Raw genomic sequence first — 18,858 nt, forward strand, 5'->3', positions numbered from 1 at the left:
GGCACAGCATACGCCGCCCTACGGGCGAGCCGGTTGTATTTGCGCAATTTGGCTGAGGTGTTGATAGGCGTAATCCCAAAAGGTGCGCACCTTCAGCGGCATGTATTGCACGTTATTCGCCACCAGTTGCACTGGCACCGGCCGGGGTTCGTAGGCGGCCAACAGCCGCACCAGCGTGCCATTGGCCAGATCGTCCGCCACCTGATAAGACAACAGCCGGGCAATCCCCTTGCCTGCCCGCACTGCCAACAGTTGAGTTTCCACCTCGTTCAATAACAAGCGCGGCGTCAAGCGTACTCGCTCACCATTTTCGTCAGGCCCAAAGCGCCATTCACCTGACGTTGGACGTAGAGTACCTACAATAGTGTCATGATCGCTCAACTGCGCCGGTTCCTGTGGCTCCCCACGTTGCGCCAGATAGGCTGGGCTAGCCACGGTGACGCGTGTCACCTCTCCGAGCTTACGCGCCACCTTGGAGGAATCCTGTAAATGTCCGATGCGTACCGCCACGTCCAACCCTTCATCGATCAGCTCCAGATTGCGGTCATTTAACTGCATGTCGATCTGGATTTGCGGGTAGCGTTCAAGAAAAGCCATCACCATCGGTGCCACGTGCTTGCGCCCAAACTGCACCGGCGAAGTAATACGCAGCAGCCCGCTCAGTTGAGCCTCTGCGGTATCCATTACCGCATCTTGATAGTCATGCAACAGAGCACGCGCGCGTTCGGCTAAGCGCAACCCTGCCTCCGTGGGTGCCAGACGCCGGGTCGTGCGTTCCACCAACCGCGCACCAAACCGCTGCTCCAAAGAAGCGATAGCTCGGGTCACCGCCGGAGCGGAACGTCGCAGCTTGCGGGCCGCACCGGCCAAACTCCCTTGTTGGATCACCGCCACAAAAATCGCCAACTCATCCAAACGATCCATAGACTATTCCGCCAAGTGAAATTATCAATTGCCATCTTCCCGGATACCCATCATCTGGCGCAAGAGTATTCTGGTCAGGAAGACTATAAAAGGAGACTCACTATGCAAACGTTGAAACTGTACGGCACCCCGGCCTCTGGCCATTGCCACCGCGTCGAGCTGCTGCTGCGGATGCTCGAGCTGCCTTATGAGTATTGCGAAGCCCCAGCGACGGTGCGCCAAAGCGAGGCGTTCCTGCGGCTTAATCCCATTGGGCAGATCCCGGTATTACTGGCCGATGGGCAGGTATTGACCGACAGCAACGCGATCATGGTGTACCTGGTGAAACGCTATGCGCCAGATAGCCACTGGCTGCCGGAAGATCCATTGGCGGCCGCCCAGGTGCAAACCTGGCTTTCCAAAGCGGCCGGAGAGGTACGCTATGGCCCCGCATCCTGTCGGATGGTGGTGCAATTTTCTGCGCCGGAGAACTACCAGTCTGCACAAGCCATCAGCGCACGCTTTCTACCCCAGTTAGAACAACACTTGGCAAGACACGAATTTTTGGCAACTTCTTTGCCGACGATTGCCGATCTGGCCTGTTACAGCTACGTGGCGGTCGCCCCGGAAGGCGGGCTTTCCCTCAAGGCATTCCCCGCAATTCAGCGTTGGCTAGATCGTATCGCCGCACTACCCAGGTTCTTTCCTATGCCTGCGTTACCTCTGCCAGACCAGGCTGAAGGTCAATAACCATGTTTCATCCCGGTGAACGGTTGGCGCAGGATTTGGCCGGTTTTGATGCGGTGAGCGGTAATTTCTACACCACCATGCCTGAGCAACATCGCGAGTTCTTCGCTCATCTGCCCTACCTGTTTGTTGCCACACTGGATGAACGGCAGTGGCCGGTTGCCACGTTGTTCAGCGGTCCCGCCGGTTTTTTGCGGTCGCCCGATGAAGCACATTTACGGATCAACGCTCCACGTCGAACGGACGATCCTGCTCAGGCGGCGCTCTATCCCGGCCAACCCGTCGGCGCATTGGGGTTGGATTTCAGTAATCGCAGGCGCAACCGGGTTAACGGCATCATTAGCCGCACAGATAAAAACCGCGTGGAGATTGCGGTGCAGCAAAGCTTTGGCAACTGCCCGCAGTACATTCAACGGCGAGAGCTGTTCGCCGAACCGAATATTGCCGAACCCATCGAACGGTTGAAGAGTTTAGACGATCAGGCCCGACAGCTGATCCAACAGGCAGACACCTGTTTTGTAGCCAGCTATGCTCACGGTGATTTAGCGCAAGGCGGCGTGGATATCTCCCATCGCGGTGGTAAACCGGGGTTCATCCATCTGGCTGGCGAAACCCTGTGGATACCGGATTTCCGCGGTAACCGCTATATGAACACGCTGGGTAATCTGTTGGCTCAGTCACGGGCGGCGCTGTTGTTTATCGATTTTACGCTTGGGGATATTCTACATCTGCAGGGGGAAACTCAGATCTTATGGCAGACGGAAAACGCAGCCGTCGCGGGTGCCGAGCGCTACTGGCGGTTTGATATCACCAGTGCATGGCGTTTTCGCCAGGCACTGGGCTGGCGTGGCAGAAACGTTGAGTTCTCTCCGGCAACGTTACGCACCGGGATCTGGCAAAATCATGCGGAGGATCAGGTCTAACGGCAACTGCCATTTTTGCTAGCTAGCGCCATTTTAAATAAATCCACACTGGGTTACAGTGAAAGTGGAGAAGCCCTCCAGTGTACAGTTTGACTCAAAGGAGCTTGAGTATGTTTCCAGAATATCGTGAGTTAATATCGCACCTGAAATCAAGCCACCCCCGCTTCCAGTCATTGTTTGAAAAACACAACCAACTCGACCACCAAATCTCCAGGTTAGAAGGGCCAGCAGGCAACGGCTACTCTGACGAGGTGGTTCGCTTGAAAAAAGAGAAGCTGCATATCAAGGATGAGTTACACAAAATACTAAAGGCAGAGGAAGCCGCAGCCAAGTAGCGCCCGCAGATCCCCGCGCTAATGCGGGGATCACCGCTTGAGTTCCATTAAATCCATTTGAATATAATTTCTTATTTAAAGTTTCGGATCCCATTCTTCGGGACTTTGGTCACAGACAAAATTAAGCGTAAGTGATTGAATAGTAGCGCAGAGAAGAGGGTTAATCTCAGAGCGGGTAGCCCCGAGCCAGTTTGCAAGGCCGTCCCGTTCGCCACCCGATATCTCTGTGTGAAACGCTTGCTATAGTGCCCCCTTTTGCGGCATGTTGACGATATCAGCCCCAGCCGAATGTTCCAGTGACCCTTAGAGCAACGCAATGATTAAATGGCCGTGGAAAGCAAATCAAGCACAGGCGGAAACCTTTGCCGACTGGCAGGAAGCCCTGTCCATCCCCCTGCTCTCACCTTTGGATCAGCAAGAGCAGCGGCGTTTGGTCGCGGTCGCCAGCCAGATTTTGCAAAATAAACGTATCGTGCCTTTACAAGGGTTGGAACTGACCCCCCTGATGCAGGCGCGTATTGCCCTGCTGTTTGCGTTGCCGGTGATGGAACTGGGGGCAGAATGCCTGGACGGTTTTAACGAAGTCCTGCTCTACCCAACCCCGTTCGTAGTGGAAGATGAATGGCAGGATGATATTGGTCTGGTGCATTCCGGGCCGGTGGTACAAGCAGGCCAAAGCTGGGAACAGGGACCAATCGTGCTCAACTGGCTAGACGTGCAAGACTCCTTCGATCTTTCCGGTTTCAATCTGGTGATCCATGAAGCGGTGCACAAGCTGGATATGCGCAACGGCGGCACCGCTACTGGCGTCCCCCCAATACCGCTGCGCGATATCGCCGCCTGGGAATACGATTTACACGCCGCGATGGAAAATCTACAGGACGAAATCGATATGGTGGGTGAAGAGGCTGCCAGTATGGATGCCTATGCCGCCAGCGATCCGGCAGAGTGCTTCGCCGTGCTTTCCGAGTACTTCTTTAGTGCCCCAGAGCTGCTGGCCAACCGCTTCCCCGCGTTGTACGAGCATTTCTGCCGCTTCTACAAGCAAAACCCCCTGGCCCGTTTGCAACGTTGGTATGCAGACAGCGAGCCACAGCGGGAGTGAGTTTGCTCAGATGATGAGCTGTCGCACCACCAGAATCAATTTTGCGTTGACACGATCTGAACGGCTGGATATGATGCGCCCCGTTCACACGATTCCTCTGTAGTTCAGTCGGTAGAACGGCGGACTGTTAATCCGTATGTCACTGGTTCGAGTCCAGTCAGAGGAGCCAATTTAAAGGAAGCAGACGTTCACAGACGTCTGCTTTCTGCATTTCTATCAGTCGGTTATCCCTTTCTTCAAGTTCGCCCTCGTTCACTAAAAACCACTCGCAGCCGCAGCATTTTGCTGGTAAAAATGTGGGTAATGGTAGTTCGATTACGTTTTTACCAACAAGCGGGAATGCCCCGAGGCGGTGAACATTCAATACGAGGCACCGATGCCAAGTTTGTTGCCGACCGAGTTGTATGATAAAGCAGAAATAGAAGGATTTTTCACCTCACATGATAGGGTATCAATATTTTTCCACTCTATGACCTACTTCCTAATTATTAAATTAACTCACAGTTGTGCTCGTTATGTTCGTTTCAGGCAACGTGTATTGCTCCGCATAACAAACATATCTGTCAGCCTACTCCAACAAACGTCTAAAAGGAGTAATAGTTCACCAGAACTGTTGTGTTATTTGTATAGGGGAAATAATTTATCCCCCCTCACTGAGATACAATATCGAATTTATAATTTATTATATTTTAAACTGCTTGTTGCACCATAGGCAAAATGAATCGCTGGTGTTTTTATCTCCTATCCCAGGATTTTCTTTGATAATATGAGAAGCATCATGCAGCCTTTTTATCCCAAATGAACTTTCTAACCAATTAACAAAAGAATGGTTTATTTTTACTTCAACATCCATTTCTTCGGGCGATAATGAAAAGTCATAGACATCACCTAATTGCCCATACCCGATGGAAAGTAATGATAAAAACTCCCTTGCATTATCAGCAATCACGCAACATAGCATGGAGCCAGAACCGGCCCCCATATGAACAATTTTAAGATTGTTGTTATCATCAAGCCAAAAGGCAAGTTGAGAACCATCAAATCCACTCTCTGCAAATGATACAAGCCTTGATGAAATTTCTTCCGTAATTTCAGCAAGATTAAACCAATATTTAACCCCCTTCTGGCCTGATGTTGTGAACGTAATATCTGGATTAATCTCATAGTCTGAACTAATCCTACCAAAATGATAAACAGAAGGATCTCCTATCATACCCTTAGGGGTTTCAATTAGGCCGTCATGCGCCTCGACAAGACCATTTTTATCTATCCACTGATACAACTGTTCTATTTCTTTCGGGATTTTTATATCACCTGATAGTTTTTTAAATTCTTTTTGCAAATCCAACAATAAACTATTCATAATTTAACTCTCTGGTTATAGAAAGAATGCCATTATTTTACCTGCCATCAACATTTAATATATGCCCTAGCAATTATGGCGGAAATTTTGATCAATTAAACATGTCGGAATGCCAACTGATCATCATACTGCTGTAAATTTATCTGATACTGAAATGTAGCCTTAATACTGGTATCTTCCGGCAGTGGATCAACAATAATAGGGTTAGGTATCCTTACCGGGTTCTGGTTTCCTGTATTTGAAGGGACATTGACACCTGAACTCTCAGGTGTCAAGATAATAGTGATTATCGGATCTTCCTCAGTAGTGAACGTATACGCCATACATCTGACGACTTCCGAAAGGGCATCCTGCGTGACGAGCTTTACCACATAGCTGGACAGGTGTGTTTGCTCAGACCTGCCGAACACATCCCCAAACACAATCGTTCCCCCATAATCTCATCAACGTAATCAAAAAGCATTCTCTGGTTCTCAGGAGTTATTTCGTCAGAGAGTTGTATCATTCTATTGAACAAGCGAGGGAAATTTAGAAAAGCCCGATTAGGCAACTAAGCGGGCTTTTTGCTGTTCAAATTGTGCGTCAGCAAAGCAACGGCTTTAGATGGAGTCGACCAGTCATTACCTCTCCCATACAGCAGTTTGCAAGCCGACCAATGAATTTTACCGATTAGCAGAAAAGCGCCAGCCATCGGCTAGACTTTAACTTGTCAGCTCACCAACGCTGTCAGGGCAACAGCGCTGGTGCGATACCTATAAAGAGAAAAATTGCCTCGTAAACAAAATAATATGAGTCATTACTCATCAAAGGAGCACGCTATGCGGATGATTCTTGCAGTGGCCTGGACGGGGCTATTATTGCTGACTACACCATCTCATGCGGCAGAACCGGAACATGGCTCAGGGCGGATCTCGGGTTGGTGGAATTCTTTAACCAATGGTGTAGCGCAAACCTGGGAGGATCCACAATATCACGATCTGTATCTCCCCTTTATCAGTTGGCATGCCCGTTTTATGTACGACAAGGAAAAAACGGATCATTACAATGAGATGCCGTGGGGCGGTGGCTTTGGGATTTCCCGCTATAACGAAGAAGGCGACTGGAGTGCCCTGTATGCCATGATGTTTAAAGACTCCCATAATGAATGGCAGCCGATTGTCGGCTATGGCTGGGAAAAGGGCTGGTATCTGGATCAGAATCAAGATTTCCGCCTCGGGCTTGGGGTGACGGCGGGGATCACCGCACGCGAAGATTTCGGTAACTACATTCCATTGCCGATCGTGCTGCCACTGTTCTCTGCTGGTTATAAGCAGGCAACCGTACAGTTTACTTATATTCCTGGCACCTATAACAACGGTAATGTGCTTTTCGCCTGGCTACGCTTTCGTTTTTAAATTTCCGGGTTTATGGCAGGTAGCAAAAGCCCATTTAATCATTTAAATGGGCTTTTCATCGGGCTGATTACAGTACGCTGACCGTACCTGTCTTACCATCAAGCCGAACGCACATGCCATTCTCCAAACGGGTCATCACGCCCTTGACGCTCATTACCGCAGGCAGTTGCAGCTCGCGAGCCGTTACTGCGCCATGAGATAACGGCCCGCCGCTTTCAGTAATCACGCCGCTGGCACGATAAAACAGCGTAGTCCAAGCCGGGTTGGTAGTCCTCGCCACCAGGATTGCCCCTTTGGGGAACAAGGCAAAATCTTCTGGGCTATGGATCAGGAATACTTCGCCCTCAATGGTTCCGGGGCTGCCTGCCAGACCTTTCAGCTCGTTGCCGGTCGGAGTGTCTTCCGGGTTGGCCTGCTCGCCGAAATTCCACGCCGGGCTTTGCTGCTTAGCCTGCTGCCAGCCCGCTTTGTTGTCTTGCACCACCTGTGCCAGATGTTCAAACCGATCCTGCCCCATAGCCTCATCAATCACGTTGAACGGTGCAAAGTAGATGTCACTGGCCTCGCTCAATACCCCACGCGCCACCAGTCTTTCACCAATTTCTTTGATCCCTTTGCGGAACGGCAGCGTCAGGCGCGTGGTCTGGTAATGCTCCAGATCGTCCAGATAGGTATAAACCCGGGCCAGACGGATCACTTCCTCAATAAAGTAACGCATCCCTTCCGGAGCCTGGCTCAAATACTGATGCTGCGCCGCCGAAGCCGCCAACTTGGCATTCAACGCCTGCCCGGCCAGATCTTCATCGGCAAGCTCCACCAGCATATTCAGCTGATCCAGTACGATATGCGGTGCCTCCAGCCAGGTTGGGTAGTAGGCATCAAAGTCCAGCTCACGGTGACCATGGCGCTGTAAGAACTGCGTCAATTGGGCTTCAAATACCGGGTAAGCGTGCAGTTGATTGACCAACTCTCTTGAAGGCAGTCGCTCAAACGCCTGCTGCAAGACCTCATCCCGGCGTATCTGCCTGGAAAGCTCCCAAAGCTCCGCATTTACCTGCCCGGTTTTGGTATCGGAAACCGACAGCAGCAGGTCGAACATCGCTTTAGCCTCCGTTGGCGCCATCGACATGCTCAGGATCTGGTAGAGCACGGCATATAAGGTGCGCTGAGTCAGTGAAATGGCAATGTTGGGCAAGAAGTAGCGTTTACCGGCATCGCGCACGTTCAGTACGTATTGCCAACACTCATCCAGTTTACGGGCCGAAAGGTCTTCACGCAGCAGCGCACCAATCTCTAACAGGTAGGTGTCCAGATCGCGCATCCAGCGAACGGGCAACTCCTGAACCCAAGAGTAGCGCCTGGCCAGCTCAGGCAATGCCGCCTGCAATTGTTCGATAGAGCTGATGCCGCCCGGCATACCGCCCGCATACAGCTCTACAGCGTTTTGGTTGCCGTAAATATAGAAATCTTTGATAGCAAACCACTTACCACCAAAGTGCGGCAGGCCCATCAGCTCAAAGGAAAAGTTCAGCGATTCGTGGAAGCCTTCCTCAGCCAGATCCCAGGTCAGCGGAGTTACCGCATTGGGGAAGCGCTCGGCGGACTCATCACGCGTCCAGCGTTCAGGCACATAGGTCACTGGCCGTGATTGCAGCAGATAGCAGTTTCCGGCGGAAAACGCCCACTCGATGTCCTGCGGAAAACCAAAGAATGTTTGCGCCTGCCGGGCCATTTTCGCCACCGTCTGACACTGTTCATCGGTCAGCGAGGGTTGCCGCATCTGCTCGGCAGAAAGTGCCAGATGTTTAACCCCCCCTTGCGTATCCTTGAGGATAATCTCGCGTTTTTGCCCGATATTGCGCTCCACTACCGTAAAATCCGGAAGCGCCACGCGGAACTCATCGATTTCCTGCTCTCCCCCCACCACCGATTCACCCAGCCCAAAGCAGGCGTTAATCAGCACCCGGTTCAGATCGCCCTGCACAGGATCGATCGAGAAAGAGACACCCGCACTGTCTGCCGCCGTCATCTCCACCATCTGTTGTACCACCACCGCCATTGAGGCATCCAGGTGGGCAAGACCCAGGCGAGAGCGATAAAGCATCGCATGCTCATGCCACAACGAGGCGTAACAATCCCGCAGCGCAGTGAGGATTTCCTCCAACCCATGCATATTAAGGAAGGTATCGTGCTGCCCGGCAAAGGCGGCACCTGGCAGATCTTCAAAAGTGGAGGATGAGCGAACGGCAACCGCCCAGTGTTCCGCCCCCATTGTTTGTAACCGTTCGGCAATCGGCTGCGCCAGCGTCTTATCAATAGGCTGTGCGCGGATCAGTTGCTGGATACCCTGGCTTTGCACGGCCACATCGTCGCTTTGCTGCATAACGGCCGCGATCTGTGACTTCAGAGGAGCGAGGAACTGGCGGTATGCCTCGCTGGTAACGATAAACCCTGGGGGAACCGGCAGACCTCCGGCGGTAAGGCGTGCCAGACTGGCACCTTTACCTCCGCTCAGCTGCAGTTCGGTGGCACCAACATCGGAAAATGCCAATGTAAAATCTGTTGTTACGTGCATATGCTATATCCTTAGCTTGGCATCGTTTGGAAAATAACCGCAGTAGCGCAACCACGCCAGCACCGAGCAGGCAAGTAACGCCCCCGCAATCAGATCTATGCCGTAGTGGTAACGCAAATAGAGCGTTGCCAGGACCAGCCCGGCAACAACGGGCAATATCAGCAAGGCTATCCAACAGTGCCTTTGCAACATCAGATAGCCGAGAATATACAGGCTGATACCGCAGTGCAGGCTGGGGAACACATCCATCCCGGTTCCCCCCTGCGCAACCAGGCTCACCAGAAAACCGGTGATCGTGCCCCCTTGTGGTGGGTAGGTAAATAGTTCGGGGAATTGCAGGTAAGGGCCAGCGGCAGGGATCAGGCAATAGCCGATAAAGCCAAACAGATACATCAGCATCAGGCCATAGAAGAAGCCACGGCTGGCCTGCGTTTTGCGCTTAACGGCATAGACGATCACCGGCACCAGTATCAGCAGGTAAAAGGCGAGATAACACAGGCTCAGGATTTCCGAAAGCCAGTAATTCTCCAGCACGCGGGCCCGTTCGGTCGCGCCAACGCCAGCAAACAGCGCTCGATCTAACGCCAGCAGCTCGCTATCAAAGGATCTCCGTGTCGCCAGGTGGATCGCCTTGAATAGCGGAAAAACCAGCCAACTGTTGGCAAACTGGATCACTCCAAGCCAACTTTTCCAACGCTCCGAACGGGCATAGGTGGCTTTGAACAGCAAGCACAGAGCCAACAGGCCAAACACTCCGGGGATAATAAACTGACTGTCCTCCAGCCGGATGGCGCTAACTATCCCAGACATCAAGATCAGAGCAATCGCCCCAAGGTAGCAGCGATGGCTGAGCTTCACACCATGCATGGCTGTTCCTTCATCGTGTTCGATACGACTATTCAAGGTTTACTCCTGCAAATTTACCCCGCCGCCGCCATCCCAAAACCGCCGCACCATACAGCAGCAGTAGCCAAGGATAAAACACCACGGCTATCAGCAGGCAGGGGAGCCAGATCAGCGCCATCGCGAAACCGCCAGCAAGGCGGAAAAAGGTGGTGGTATTGCGACCATCGGCGCGACGCCCTGCCCACCAGCCAGCTAGCCACACTGGTAGCAGGGTGAGAATAAACAGACGCCATAGCAGTTGATCCAATAAAGAGAGGGTTGCCAACGGCGCGGCCACGACTGGCTGACTTAATGTCTGCTTCTGCTGCTCTGCCAGCTTGAACGCCCGCGCATAGGGATCCCCCACCTGATGCTGAGTTTTGGCCTGCTCTTCCACCCTGGCCAGCATCTGCTCATCACGGCAGTTAACCGAAACGCCGTCCAACGCCTGGCTCAGGCATTGTTGAAGACTCTGCTCCCACTCCGCTGCGCTGGCATCCCCCTGCTCAGGTAGAACCAGAGGCTCGCCAACCATCAGCTCGACGGCAGAACCAACGCGATCTGGCGCCAGATAGAAGCAACCCGCAACCAACACCTGAAAACGACATTTATCCTGCATCAGCCGCCGGACAATTTTCGCCGCACCGGGGTGATAGGGTTGCGGCCCAGGCCCCCATTCGCTGGTACCTTCGGGGAAAACGATCACGCTGCCGCCCTGCTTAAGATGGGTTATCGCATGCAAGATCGGGTTACCCGCCTGCGCACGGCTATAGCCATAACGCTGACGATCCTTGTCACGAACGACCGGGATCCCCGCAAACATTAGCCGTAGAAAGCGCGATCGCAACAATTGAACCGCTGTGAGAAACTGCGCGACAGGCAATAGCTGATTGAATACCCAACCGTCCGTCGCACCGTTGCGATGGCTGGCTAGCAGCAGCGTTGGCATCTTGCCGTCCAATGAAGCCACTGGCAGCCCGTTCGGCGTAATGAATTTCAGGGAGGAATAATAGAAGTGCACCAGTAAACGGGCAACGCACCGGTGCCAAAGCGAGAGTGGCTGCCCTGGCGTAAAACGTAAATAGCCAGGTATCTGGCTGGAAGGTTCCTGCTCCATGTCCCTATGTCTCCTTCAGTAAATACACCGCGCCGAACAACCAGACGCCATGCTTACTGCCAAATCGGCCCATTGCAGACTCAGCGCCCCCATCATAGCCGCGCACGGTAAGATTTAACAACAGGAACCTTGTGGTAATGAACGCTATCCTTGCGCCCGGTTCAAGTGGACACAGCATGCAGCGCCACGACATAACAAGCCGACTGAGGTTTTGTCAGCCATACAGCGCCCCAGGCTTTATAGCCACTTCGCACCAGTCCGGCAGCAGATAGATTCATTCGGCCAACGCTTTACGCTATGCTGAGATATCGCAAGAACCGAGGAAAAACAATGAACACCCCAAAAAATACGTCGTTGACTGCCCTGCAAGCCCTCGACCAACTCGAAGTACTGTATGACGCATCGGTCAACGCCTTACGCACAACCATCAAAGAATTTATCGCGGATGGCACCCTGCCCGAGGCACAGGCCCGTGCCTCGGGGCTGTTCTCCTACCCGGAACTGCGCGTACGCTGGGATGGTGAGCATCCCGATCATCCGAGAGCCCGCGCCTATGGCCGATTTACCCGACCTGGCAACTACACCACTACCATCACCCGGCCACAGCTGTTCCGCCCTTATCTGGCCGAACAGTTGGCAATGCTGACCAGTGAATATGCTGCCGTGATCGAAGTGGTTCCCTCTCAACAGGAGATCCCCTTCCCCTATGTGATCGACGGCTCCGATCTGGCCTTGGACAGAACCATGAGTGCCGGGCTTACCAAGCATTTCCCCACCACCGAACTGGCGCAGATTGGCGATGAAAATGCAGACGGTCTGTCTCCTTTTGCCAACCATTTTCCACTCTCCCATTTTGACGCGCTGCGGACCGATTTCTCACTGGCCCGCCTGCGGCACTACACCGGCACGCCGGTGGAGCATTTTCAGCACTTTGTGTTGTTTACCAACTACACGCGCTATGTCGATGAGTTTGTCCGCTGGGCGTGTAGCCAGATCGCCGATCCGGCCAGCCCCTATATCGCGCTGTCCTGTGCCGGTGGCCACTTTGTGACGGCAGAAACGCCAAATCCAGAGCAGACGGTGTCCGATCTGGCCTGGAAGAACCACCAGATGCCCGCCTATCACCTGATCGCCAACGATGGTCAGGGGATCACGCTGGTCAATATCGGTGTCGGCCCTTCCAACGCCAAAACCATCTGCGATCACCTGGCAGTGTTGCGGCCCCATGCCTGGTTGATGATTGGCCACTGCGGCGGCCTGCGGGAAAGCCAGTCGATTGGCGATTACGTGTTGGCCCATGCCTACCTGCGTGACGATCATGTATTAGACTCGGTGCTACCACCGGATATTCCAATCCCAAGCATCGCGGAAGTTCAGCGCGCGCTGTATGACGCCACCAAAACGGTAAGCGGTATGCCTGGAGAAGCAGTAAAACAGCGGTTACGCACCGGTACGGTGGTCACCACCGACGATCGCAACTGGGAGTTGCGCTACTCGGCTTCCGCACTGCGCTTTAATCTCAGCCGCGCCGTCGCCGTCGATATGGAAAGCGCCACCATCGCTGCACAGGGTTATCGCTTCCGGGTGCCTTATGGCACGCTGCTGTGCGTATCTGATAAGCCGCTACACGGCGAGATCAAACTGCCAGGCCAGGCCAACCGTTTCTACGAAGGCGCGATTTCGGAGCACCTGCAGATCGGGATTTGTGCCATAGATCTGCTGCGGGCTGAGGGTGAACATCTGCATTCACGCAAACTGCGCACCTTCAACGAGCCGCCGTTCCGCTGATAAACAAGAGCTGGGCGCGGCATGCTGCGCCTCTACAGCGCCAAAGCCAGCACTCGCGCCGGCTGATGGTGGCTGGCGGTAATTTCCAACAGGATCTCCCTCACCGCTCCCGCCGCCGCAGTGAGCGGTTTTTGGCCGGAAACCACCAATGCCAACGGTAGCGAAAGCTCCGGAGCACTGAGGCGGATCATCCAGGCCTTGGCCGGGCCGATTGTCGCCCTGGCAATCGATTCTGGCAGGATCGTCGCCCCCATTCCGCCAGCGATAGCGGCACAAAGCATGCTGTGGGATTCGATCTCACCAATCACATTCGCCGTGAGCTGGCGCAACGCCAGAGCCTCATCAATCAGGCCGCGCACCACGTCCCCCTCACGCGGTAAAAACAGATTAAACCGGCTCACCGTCGATAAATCGATGCTGTTGCCCGGATGGGGGATGCTTCTTGCCGCGACCAGATACAAATCTTCTTTCGCCAACGCAGTGACGCTCAGGTTCGGTGACATGTTCTGTCCGTACATGACCGCCATATCCAGAGCGTGCGTCGCCACCTGCTGGCTCAACGCGTTGCCGATATTTTCATTCAGACTAAGCAAAATCCCAGGGTGCCGATCGCGTACCGCTTGCAACAGCGGCAGCGCCAACTGCGAGGCCGCACTGCCTTGCACCAGACCGACTGCAACCAGCCCAGCCATCGTTTCCCCGCTGCTGATCACCGCTTGCTGGGCCTGCTCGCACTGCTGGAGAATGGTTTGCGCATGAGCATAAAGAATATTGCCTGCCTCCGTGGGCATCACTCCGCGTTTGGTACGGATCAGCAATTGCTGTTTCAGTTCTCCTTCCAGCGTGGCAACCTGCTGGCTCAGCGCGGGCTGCGCAATATGCAACACTTCCGCCGCCTGAGTCAGGCTGCCGATATCGACGATCTTTACAAAATACTTCAAGCGTCTGAAATTCATCGTAGCTCCTACCTGCGGTTAACTGCATTAGCCGATAACTTGACTACATCAATATCAACTACAGCAAAAAACGGGCCAGGTAGAACATCCACTTTATTATCAATCTAAGTGATTAAAAAATAATGAAAGGTAACGATAAGGCAGGACTGGGGGGAAGAAGTAAAATCGGGCTCTGCACCACGCTGGAGCATTGCCAGCCGCCAGCATGGTTCAGACAAAAACCCCGCCGATCGTCTGGCGGGGTTGCTATTGGGTTACTGAGTTTTTTGCTCGGAGGCCGGTATCACATCCAGGATGCGTACGTTATAGACCATGGTCGCACCCGGCGGGATATCCGGTGGCATGCCTTTGTCGCCATAGGCCAGCTCAGGCGGCACCACCAGTGTCATGTTACCGTGGTTCTTCAGCTTACCTAGCGCTTCTCGGAACAGCGGTGGATAGTCGCTCAACGGCTGCGAGATCGAGGTGCCAGCCAGATCCATATCCTTGATCACTTTACCGTCGGTCAAACTCTCCTTAACCACTACGGCGACGGTATCACCCTCACCCACCACGCTATCGCCAACATAGTCGATGCGGTAATAGAAGCCTTGCTTAGACTGAACGACGCGTGGCTGCTTTTTGAACTTCTCGACATAGCTTTTGCCCTGCTTTTCGTTCTGCTGCTTGGTCTTTTTATGCTGATCGTTCAGCTCCAACTCGCTTTCATACAGGGCTTTGGCAATCTGTTCTTTAGCCAACTTGGTCTGGCCATTGATCACATCGGTTACCCCTGCCAGCGCCAGTTGGCGGTTCACATCTACCCCCTGCGTCTTTTTGCTGTTGAGCAATTCCAGGATATCGTTCCCCAACGCGGTACCGATCGCATAATCGCGTTTTTCTACCTGCGTTTTAGGCTCCGTGACCACGGACGGGCCAGCCGTTTGCTTTTTCTCGGCTTCGGTCAGCTTTTGCTGCAACTGGGCAAGATCCTGCGCCTTCTGCTCATTGTCTTTGGTCTGTGCCGCCAACTGCTCTTGTAGCTTGGCACTCTCCTGCTGACTGGCCTGCTGCAACTGAGCGATCTGCTGCGCTTTCTGCTCGTTGTCTTTGGTTTGTGCGGCTAACTGCTCTTGCAGCTTGGCACTCTCCTGCTGACTGGCCTTCTGCAACTGAGCGATCTGCTGCGCTTTCTGCTCGTTGTCTTTGGTTTGTGCGGCCAACTGCTCTTGCAGCTTGGCACTCTCCTGCTGACTGGTCTTCTGCAACTGAGCGATCTGCTGCGCTTTCTGCTCGCTGTCTTTGGTTTGTGCGGCCAACTGCTCTTGCAGCTTGGCACTCTCCTGCTGACTGGTCTTCTGCAACTGAGCGATCTGCTGCGCTTTCTGCTCACTGTCTTTGGTCTGAGCGGCCAACTGTTCTTGCAGTTTAGCTGTCTCCTGCTGACTCGCCTGCTGCAACTGAGCGATCTGCTGCGCTTTCTGCTCGCTGTCTTTGGTTTGTGCGGCCAACTGCTCTTGCAACTTGGCGTTCGACTGTTGACTGGCCTGCTGCAACTGAGCGATCTGCTGCGCTTTCTGCTCGCTGTCTTTGGTCTGTGCGGCCAACTGCTCTTGCAACTTCACCAATTCCTGCTGGCTTTGCTGGAGTTGTTTAACCTGCTGAGCCTTCTGATCGTTATCTTTGCCATAAACCGTCAACTGTTCTTGCAGCTGCTTTATCTGCTGCGCTTTCTGTTCACTGTCTTTGGTCTGCACGGTCAGTTGATCTTGCAGTTTCGCCAACGTCAGCAGCTCTTGCTGCAATTTCTTCATTTGCTGAGCTTGTTGCACGAAATCTTTGTTATTCAGCGCCAATTGCTCCTGCAACTGCTTAGCTTGTAGCGCTTTTTGTTCGCTATCCTTGGCTTGTGCAGCCAGTTGAGTCTGCAACTTGGCCAACTCTTGCTGGCCTTGCTGGAGTTGCTTCACCTGCAGGGCTTTCTGCTCATTATCCTTACTGGAAGCGGCTAACTGTTCCTGCAGCTGTTTGACCTGCTGCACTTTCTGCTCGCTGTCCTTAGCCTGAGTAGCTAACTGAGCCTGCAGCTTGACCAGCTCTTGCTGGTTTTGTTGCAGCTGTTTCAGCTGTAGCGCTTTCTCATCATTGGCTTTGGTTTGTGCGGCTAATTGCTCTTGCAGCTTGCTACTGGCCTGTTGCAACTGTTTCACCTGCTCGGCTTTTTGCTCACTGTCTTTGGTCTGGATAACTAGCTGTGCCTGCAACTCTGCGACAGTTTGCTTATTTTGTTGCAGTTGCATCACTTGCTGCGCTTTCTGCTCATTATCTTTGGTTTGCGCGGTCAACTGCTCCTGCAGCCTGGCGCTGGTCTGCTGCAGCTGCTTCATCTGTTCGGCTTTCAACTCACTGTCTTTGGTCTGAGCGGCCAACTGTTCTTGCAGTTTTGCCAACGACTGTTGGTTTTGCTGCAGTTGTTTTAACTGCTGGGCTTTTTCATCAAGACCCTGGGTTTGCACGGTCAACTGCTCCTGCAACTTGGCGCTAGCCTGTTGCAACTGCTTCACCTGTTCGGCTTTCTGCTGACTGTCTTTGGTTTGAGCGGCCAGCTGTTCTTGCAGCTTCGCCATCGCCTGCTGGGTCTTTTGCTCGTTCTCTTTGCTGCGCGCCGCCAGTTGATCTTGCAGTTGTGCTACTTGCTGGGCCTTCTGCTCACGCTCTTTGGTCTGGGCAGCCAACTGTTCTTGCAGCTTCGCCAATGCCTGCTGGTTTTGCTGCAACTGTGCTGCCAACTGCGCTTTTTCATCGTTAACTTTGGCTTTCGCCGTCAACTGCTCCTGCAACTTGGCGCTGGCCTGTTGCAACTGTTTCACCTGCTCGGCTTTCTGCTGACTGTCTTTGGTTTGAGCGGCCAGCTGTTCTTGCAGCTTCGCCATCGCCTGCTGGGTCTTTTGCTCGTTCTCTTTGCTACGCGCTGACAGCTGATCCTGCAGTTGGGCGATGGCCTGCTGATTCTGCTGTAACGTTTGCTGCAGTTGCTTGATCTGTTGCGCTTTTTTTTCGTTATCTTTGGTTTGCGCCGCCAATTGCTGCTGCAACTGCGAGCTGTTACGTTGCTCCTGCTGTTGCAGCTTCATCTGCTGCATCTGCCGATCGCTTTCCTTGGCCTGTGCGGCAAGCTGCTGTTGCAATCGCGCATTTTCCCGCTGGCTTTGATCAATAGCCTGTTGCAGACGCGCCAGCTCTGCAGAAGAGCCCGCTGACTGAGATTGCGCCTTACGCAACTGCTCAAGAGCCGCTTCCTGGCTGGTGATTTTGGCCTTCAGCTGATTGATGGTTGCCTGCAGCGTCTTCATCTCGCGAATACGCTCACCGCCCCTCTCATCCGCCGACTTTGCCAGTGCGTTAGGCTTGCTACTGGCAGGTTTACTATTGTTGGGTCTTGCAGGTTCTGCTGTATCCAGTTGTGAAGGCGTCAGAAACAGTAGTGCCGGAGCCTCATCCACCTGGCGTGTGATCGCTTCCAGTGAATTCAACGCATGGGCATCGGCAGTAACGACCTCCTCAGCCCTTACGACTCCTAGCGGCAACGCCAACGTCAACAAGGCACCGCAATATATCCTGCGTTTCATTTCACGCTTTCCCCTCTCTGGATCAGGCCTTGCAGGACGTCACGTTCGATCTCGGCACATAACTGATTGGTCTTGTATTTGTACAACGCATCAAGGGTGTCTTTAGTTGTCGAATTGACATCGCCGCGTACCGCGCTGTAAACCGAGGCATTGTTCACCAGGCGGTTAAAGTTGGCCTGCTTGACCGCGTAAGCCTTCGGATTTACCTGCTTGAGTGACGCCAACTCGCTTTGGCAAAGGCCAATCTTGCTGGTTTTGGTTTCTGCGGCAGCCGGTTGCGGTTGCGGGGACACGTTGATCTGCTGAGGGGGAGCTTGTACGGTGGTCGCTTTCGAGTCTTCTTGCCAACGGGTCTGTGCGGTTTTCTGGCATCCTGCCAGCAGCAAACCACTGCACAGTATTACGCCTAAACAGAGGTTCTTTTGGGTGCTTATCATCGAAAATTCCTTTCAAAAAATTCCGTTACCGATAGGTCAACTCAGACAAGATCGGCTATATCCTGGATAAATAATATGTGCATTTTTCAGCAATGATATTAGGTGAGACTCTTCTGTAGCAAACATTCACTGGAGCTATACTATGGCTGTTCATTGCCCCTACTCTTGCAACGTTCACCATAACCGATTGACTTAACAAATAATTAACCGGGCTTCATCGGTGACCTACATGGCGCAATAATGCGCCTTGCCAGCGATTTAACATGCCCACGACGTTTATTGAACGTGCAAAATAATACTGGTATTTTTTATATCCAGCAACTCTGCAAGCGAGCCTGAGCGTCGAGTGGCAGGGCAAAAACGGCGCATGCCGCTCGGGAAGATAAGGATACGCCCCCATATAAAAACGCATTCGCCCTGTTCTTTTCGTTAAAAAAATCGTGAAAAAACAAAATAAAATATATAAAAAACAACAATATACATAAATTATTGCCGATATTCCCGCTATCAGGAGGCGACTATTTTTCCGTATGGAAATGACAATTTCCCATGATTTAAAACAGATAGTTATATTATTAACAACGCATTTTTCGGAGGTTTACTCCACACATACCCGGACGATTTTCTACAGCGACAGCGCAATCTAAAGATTTATCCGGTGAGCTCTGATTATTGAGTTAAAAATACAGGGCTTAATGATAATGCTTCAACTGGCTCCCCTA

15 protein-coding genes and 1 tRNA gene are annotated in these 18,858 nt (G+C 52.9%); 7 read left to right on the top strand and 9 right to left on the bottom strand.

Annotated features, from left to right (window positions below):
- Positions 1 to 18: 18 nt before the first annotated feature.
- Positions 19 to 924, bottom strand: coding sequence for a LysR family transcriptional regulator (locus ABIE29_RS13045; RefSeq protein WP_429619201.1), 906 nt, complete (start codon positions 922 to 924; stop codon positions 19 to 21).
- A 102-nt stretch (positions 925 to 1,026) separates the two neighbouring features.
- Here ABIE29_RS13045 and ABIE29_RS13050 point away from each other — a divergent pair, with 102 nt between their 5' ends.
- From ABIE29_RS13050 to ABIE29_RS13070, 5 genes are all read left to right on the top strand, one after another.
- Complete coding sequence (locus ABIE29_RS13050) at positions 1,027 to 1,653, top strand: glutathione S-transferase family protein (RefSeq protein WP_429619202.1); 627 nt, start codon at positions 1,027 to 1,029, stop codon at positions 1,651 to 1,653.
- Positions 1,654 to 1,655: 2 nt separating this feature from the next.
- Positions 1,656 to 2,573 (top strand): pyridoxamine 5'-phosphate oxidase family protein, encoded by a 918-nt coding sequence (locus ABIE29_RS13055; protein ID WP_429619203.1) that lies wholly within the window; start codon positions 1,656 to 1,658, stop codon positions 2,571 to 2,573.
- Positions 2,574 to 2,683: 110 nt separating this feature from the next.
- Positions 2,684 to 2,908: a YdcH family protein gene (locus tag ABIE29_RS13060; protein WP_429619204.1), complete on the top strand. Its 225-nt coding sequence runs from the start codon at positions 2,684 to 2,686 to the stop codon at positions 2,906 to 2,908.
- A gap of 316 nt (positions 2,909 to 3,224) precedes the next feature.
- Positions 3,225 to 4,013, top strand: coding sequence for a DgsA anti-repressor MtfA (gene mtfA / locus ABIE29_RS13065; protein ID WP_429619205.1), 789 nt, complete (start codon positions 3,225 to 3,227; stop codon positions 4,011 to 4,013).
- 93 nt (positions 4,014 to 4,106) lie between these two features.
- A tRNA-Asn gene (locus ABIE29_RS13070) sits at positions 4,107 to 4,182 on the top strand.
- Positions 4,183 to 4,695: 513 nt separating this feature from the next.
- Here ABIE29_RS13070 and ABIE29_RS13075 read toward each other — a convergent pair.
- Both ABIE29_RS13075 and ABIE29_RS13080 read right to left on the bottom strand, forming a co-directional pair.
- Positions 4,696 to 5,376: a hypothetical protein gene (locus ABIE29_RS13075; protein ID WP_429619206.1), complete on the bottom strand. Its 681-nt coding sequence runs from the start codon at positions 5,374 to 5,376 to the stop codon at positions 4,696 to 4,698.
- Between the two features lie 95 nt (positions 5,377 to 5,471).
- On the bottom strand, positions 5,472 to 5,699 hold the full coding sequence (locus ABIE29_RS13080) for an S-type pyocin domain-containing protein (RefSeq protein WP_429619307.1): 228 nt from the start codon (positions 5,697 to 5,699) through the stop codon (positions 5,472 to 5,474).
- Positions 5,700 to 6,194: 495 nt separating this feature from the next.
- Here ABIE29_RS13080 and pagP point away from each other — a divergent pair, with 495 nt between their 5' ends.
- Positions 6,195 to 6,770 carry a lipid IV(A) palmitoyltransferase PagP gene (gene pagP / locus ABIE29_RS13085; protein WP_429619207.1) on the top strand — a complete coding sequence of 192 codons (576 nt, stop codon included), beginning with the start codon at positions 6,195 to 6,197 and terminating at the stop codon, positions 6,768 to 6,770.
- A 67-nt stretch (positions 6,771 to 6,837) separates the two neighbouring features.
- Here the strand turns inward: pagP and ABIE29_RS13090 are convergent, their stop codons facing one another.
- From ABIE29_RS13090 to ABIE29_RS13100, 3 genes are read right to left on the bottom strand one after another with little or no spacing between them, the layout of a single operon-like run.
- The gene (locus ABIE29_RS13090; protein WP_429619208.1) at positions 6,838 to 9,345 is read right to left on the bottom strand and encodes a PEP/pyruvate-binding domain-containing protein; all 2,508 of its coding nucleotides are present in this window, start codon (positions 9,343 to 9,345) and stop codon (positions 6,838 to 6,840) included.
- 3 nt (positions 9,346 to 9,348) lie between these two features.
- Positions 9,349 to 10,248 carry a phosphatase PAP2 family protein gene (locus tag ABIE29_RS13095; protein ID WP_429619209.1) on the bottom strand — a complete coding sequence of 300 codons (900 nt, stop codon included), beginning with the start codon at positions 10,246 to 10,248 and terminating at the stop codon, positions 9,349 to 9,351.
- Complete coding sequence (locus ABIE29_RS13100) at positions 10,241 to 11,347, bottom strand: hypothetical protein (protein WP_429619210.1); 1,107 nt, start codon at positions 11,345 to 11,347, stop codon at positions 10,241 to 10,243. The genes ABIE29_RS13095 and ABIE29_RS13100 overlap by 8 nt, the downstream gene beginning before the upstream one ends.
- Before the next feature lie 330 nt (positions 11,348 to 11,677).
- Here ABIE29_RS13100 and ABIE29_RS13105 point away from each other — a divergent pair, with 330 nt between their 5' ends.
- Complete coding sequence (locus tag ABIE29_RS13105; protein WP_429619211.1) at positions 11,678 to 13,135, top strand: AMP nucleosidase; 1,458 nt, start codon at positions 11,678 to 11,680, stop codon at positions 13,133 to 13,135.
- A 32-nt stretch (positions 13,136 to 13,167) separates the two neighbouring features.
- Here the strand turns inward: ABIE29_RS13105 and nac are convergent, their stop codons facing one another.
- The 3 genes from nac to ABIE29_RS13120 all read right to left on the bottom strand — a co-directional run bounded on the left by nac (position 13,168) and on the right by ABIE29_RS13120 (position 18,136).
- Positions 13,168 to 14,091, bottom strand: a complete 924-nt coding sequence (gene nac / locus ABIE29_RS13110) for a nitrogen assimilation transcriptional regulator NAC (protein WP_429619212.1) — start codon at positions 14,089 to 14,091, stop codon at positions 13,168 to 13,170.
- Positions 14,092 to 14,345: 254 nt separating this feature from the next.
- Positions 14,346 to 17,699 carry an FKBP-type peptidyl-prolyl cis-trans isomerase N-terminal domain-containing protein gene (locus ABIE29_RS13115; protein WP_429619213.1) on the bottom strand — a complete coding sequence of 1,118 codons (3,354 nt, stop codon included), beginning with the start codon at positions 17,697 to 17,699 and terminating at the stop codon, positions 14,346 to 14,348.
- Entirely contained in the window at positions 17,696 to 18,136 is a 441-nt protein-coding gene (locus ABIE29_RS13120) for a hypothetical protein (RefSeq protein ID WP_429619214.1), read from the bottom strand. Before ABIE29_RS13120 ends, ABIE29_RS13115 begins: the two co-directional genes overlap by 4 nt.
- Positions 18,137 to 18,858 lie beyond the last annotated feature (722 nt).

The sequence above is a fragment of the Serratia sp. 2723 genome, from assembly GCF_050434425.1.
Taxonomy (GTDB): domain Bacteria; phylum Pseudomonadota; class Gammaproteobacteria; order Enterobacterales; family Enterobacteriaceae; genus Chania.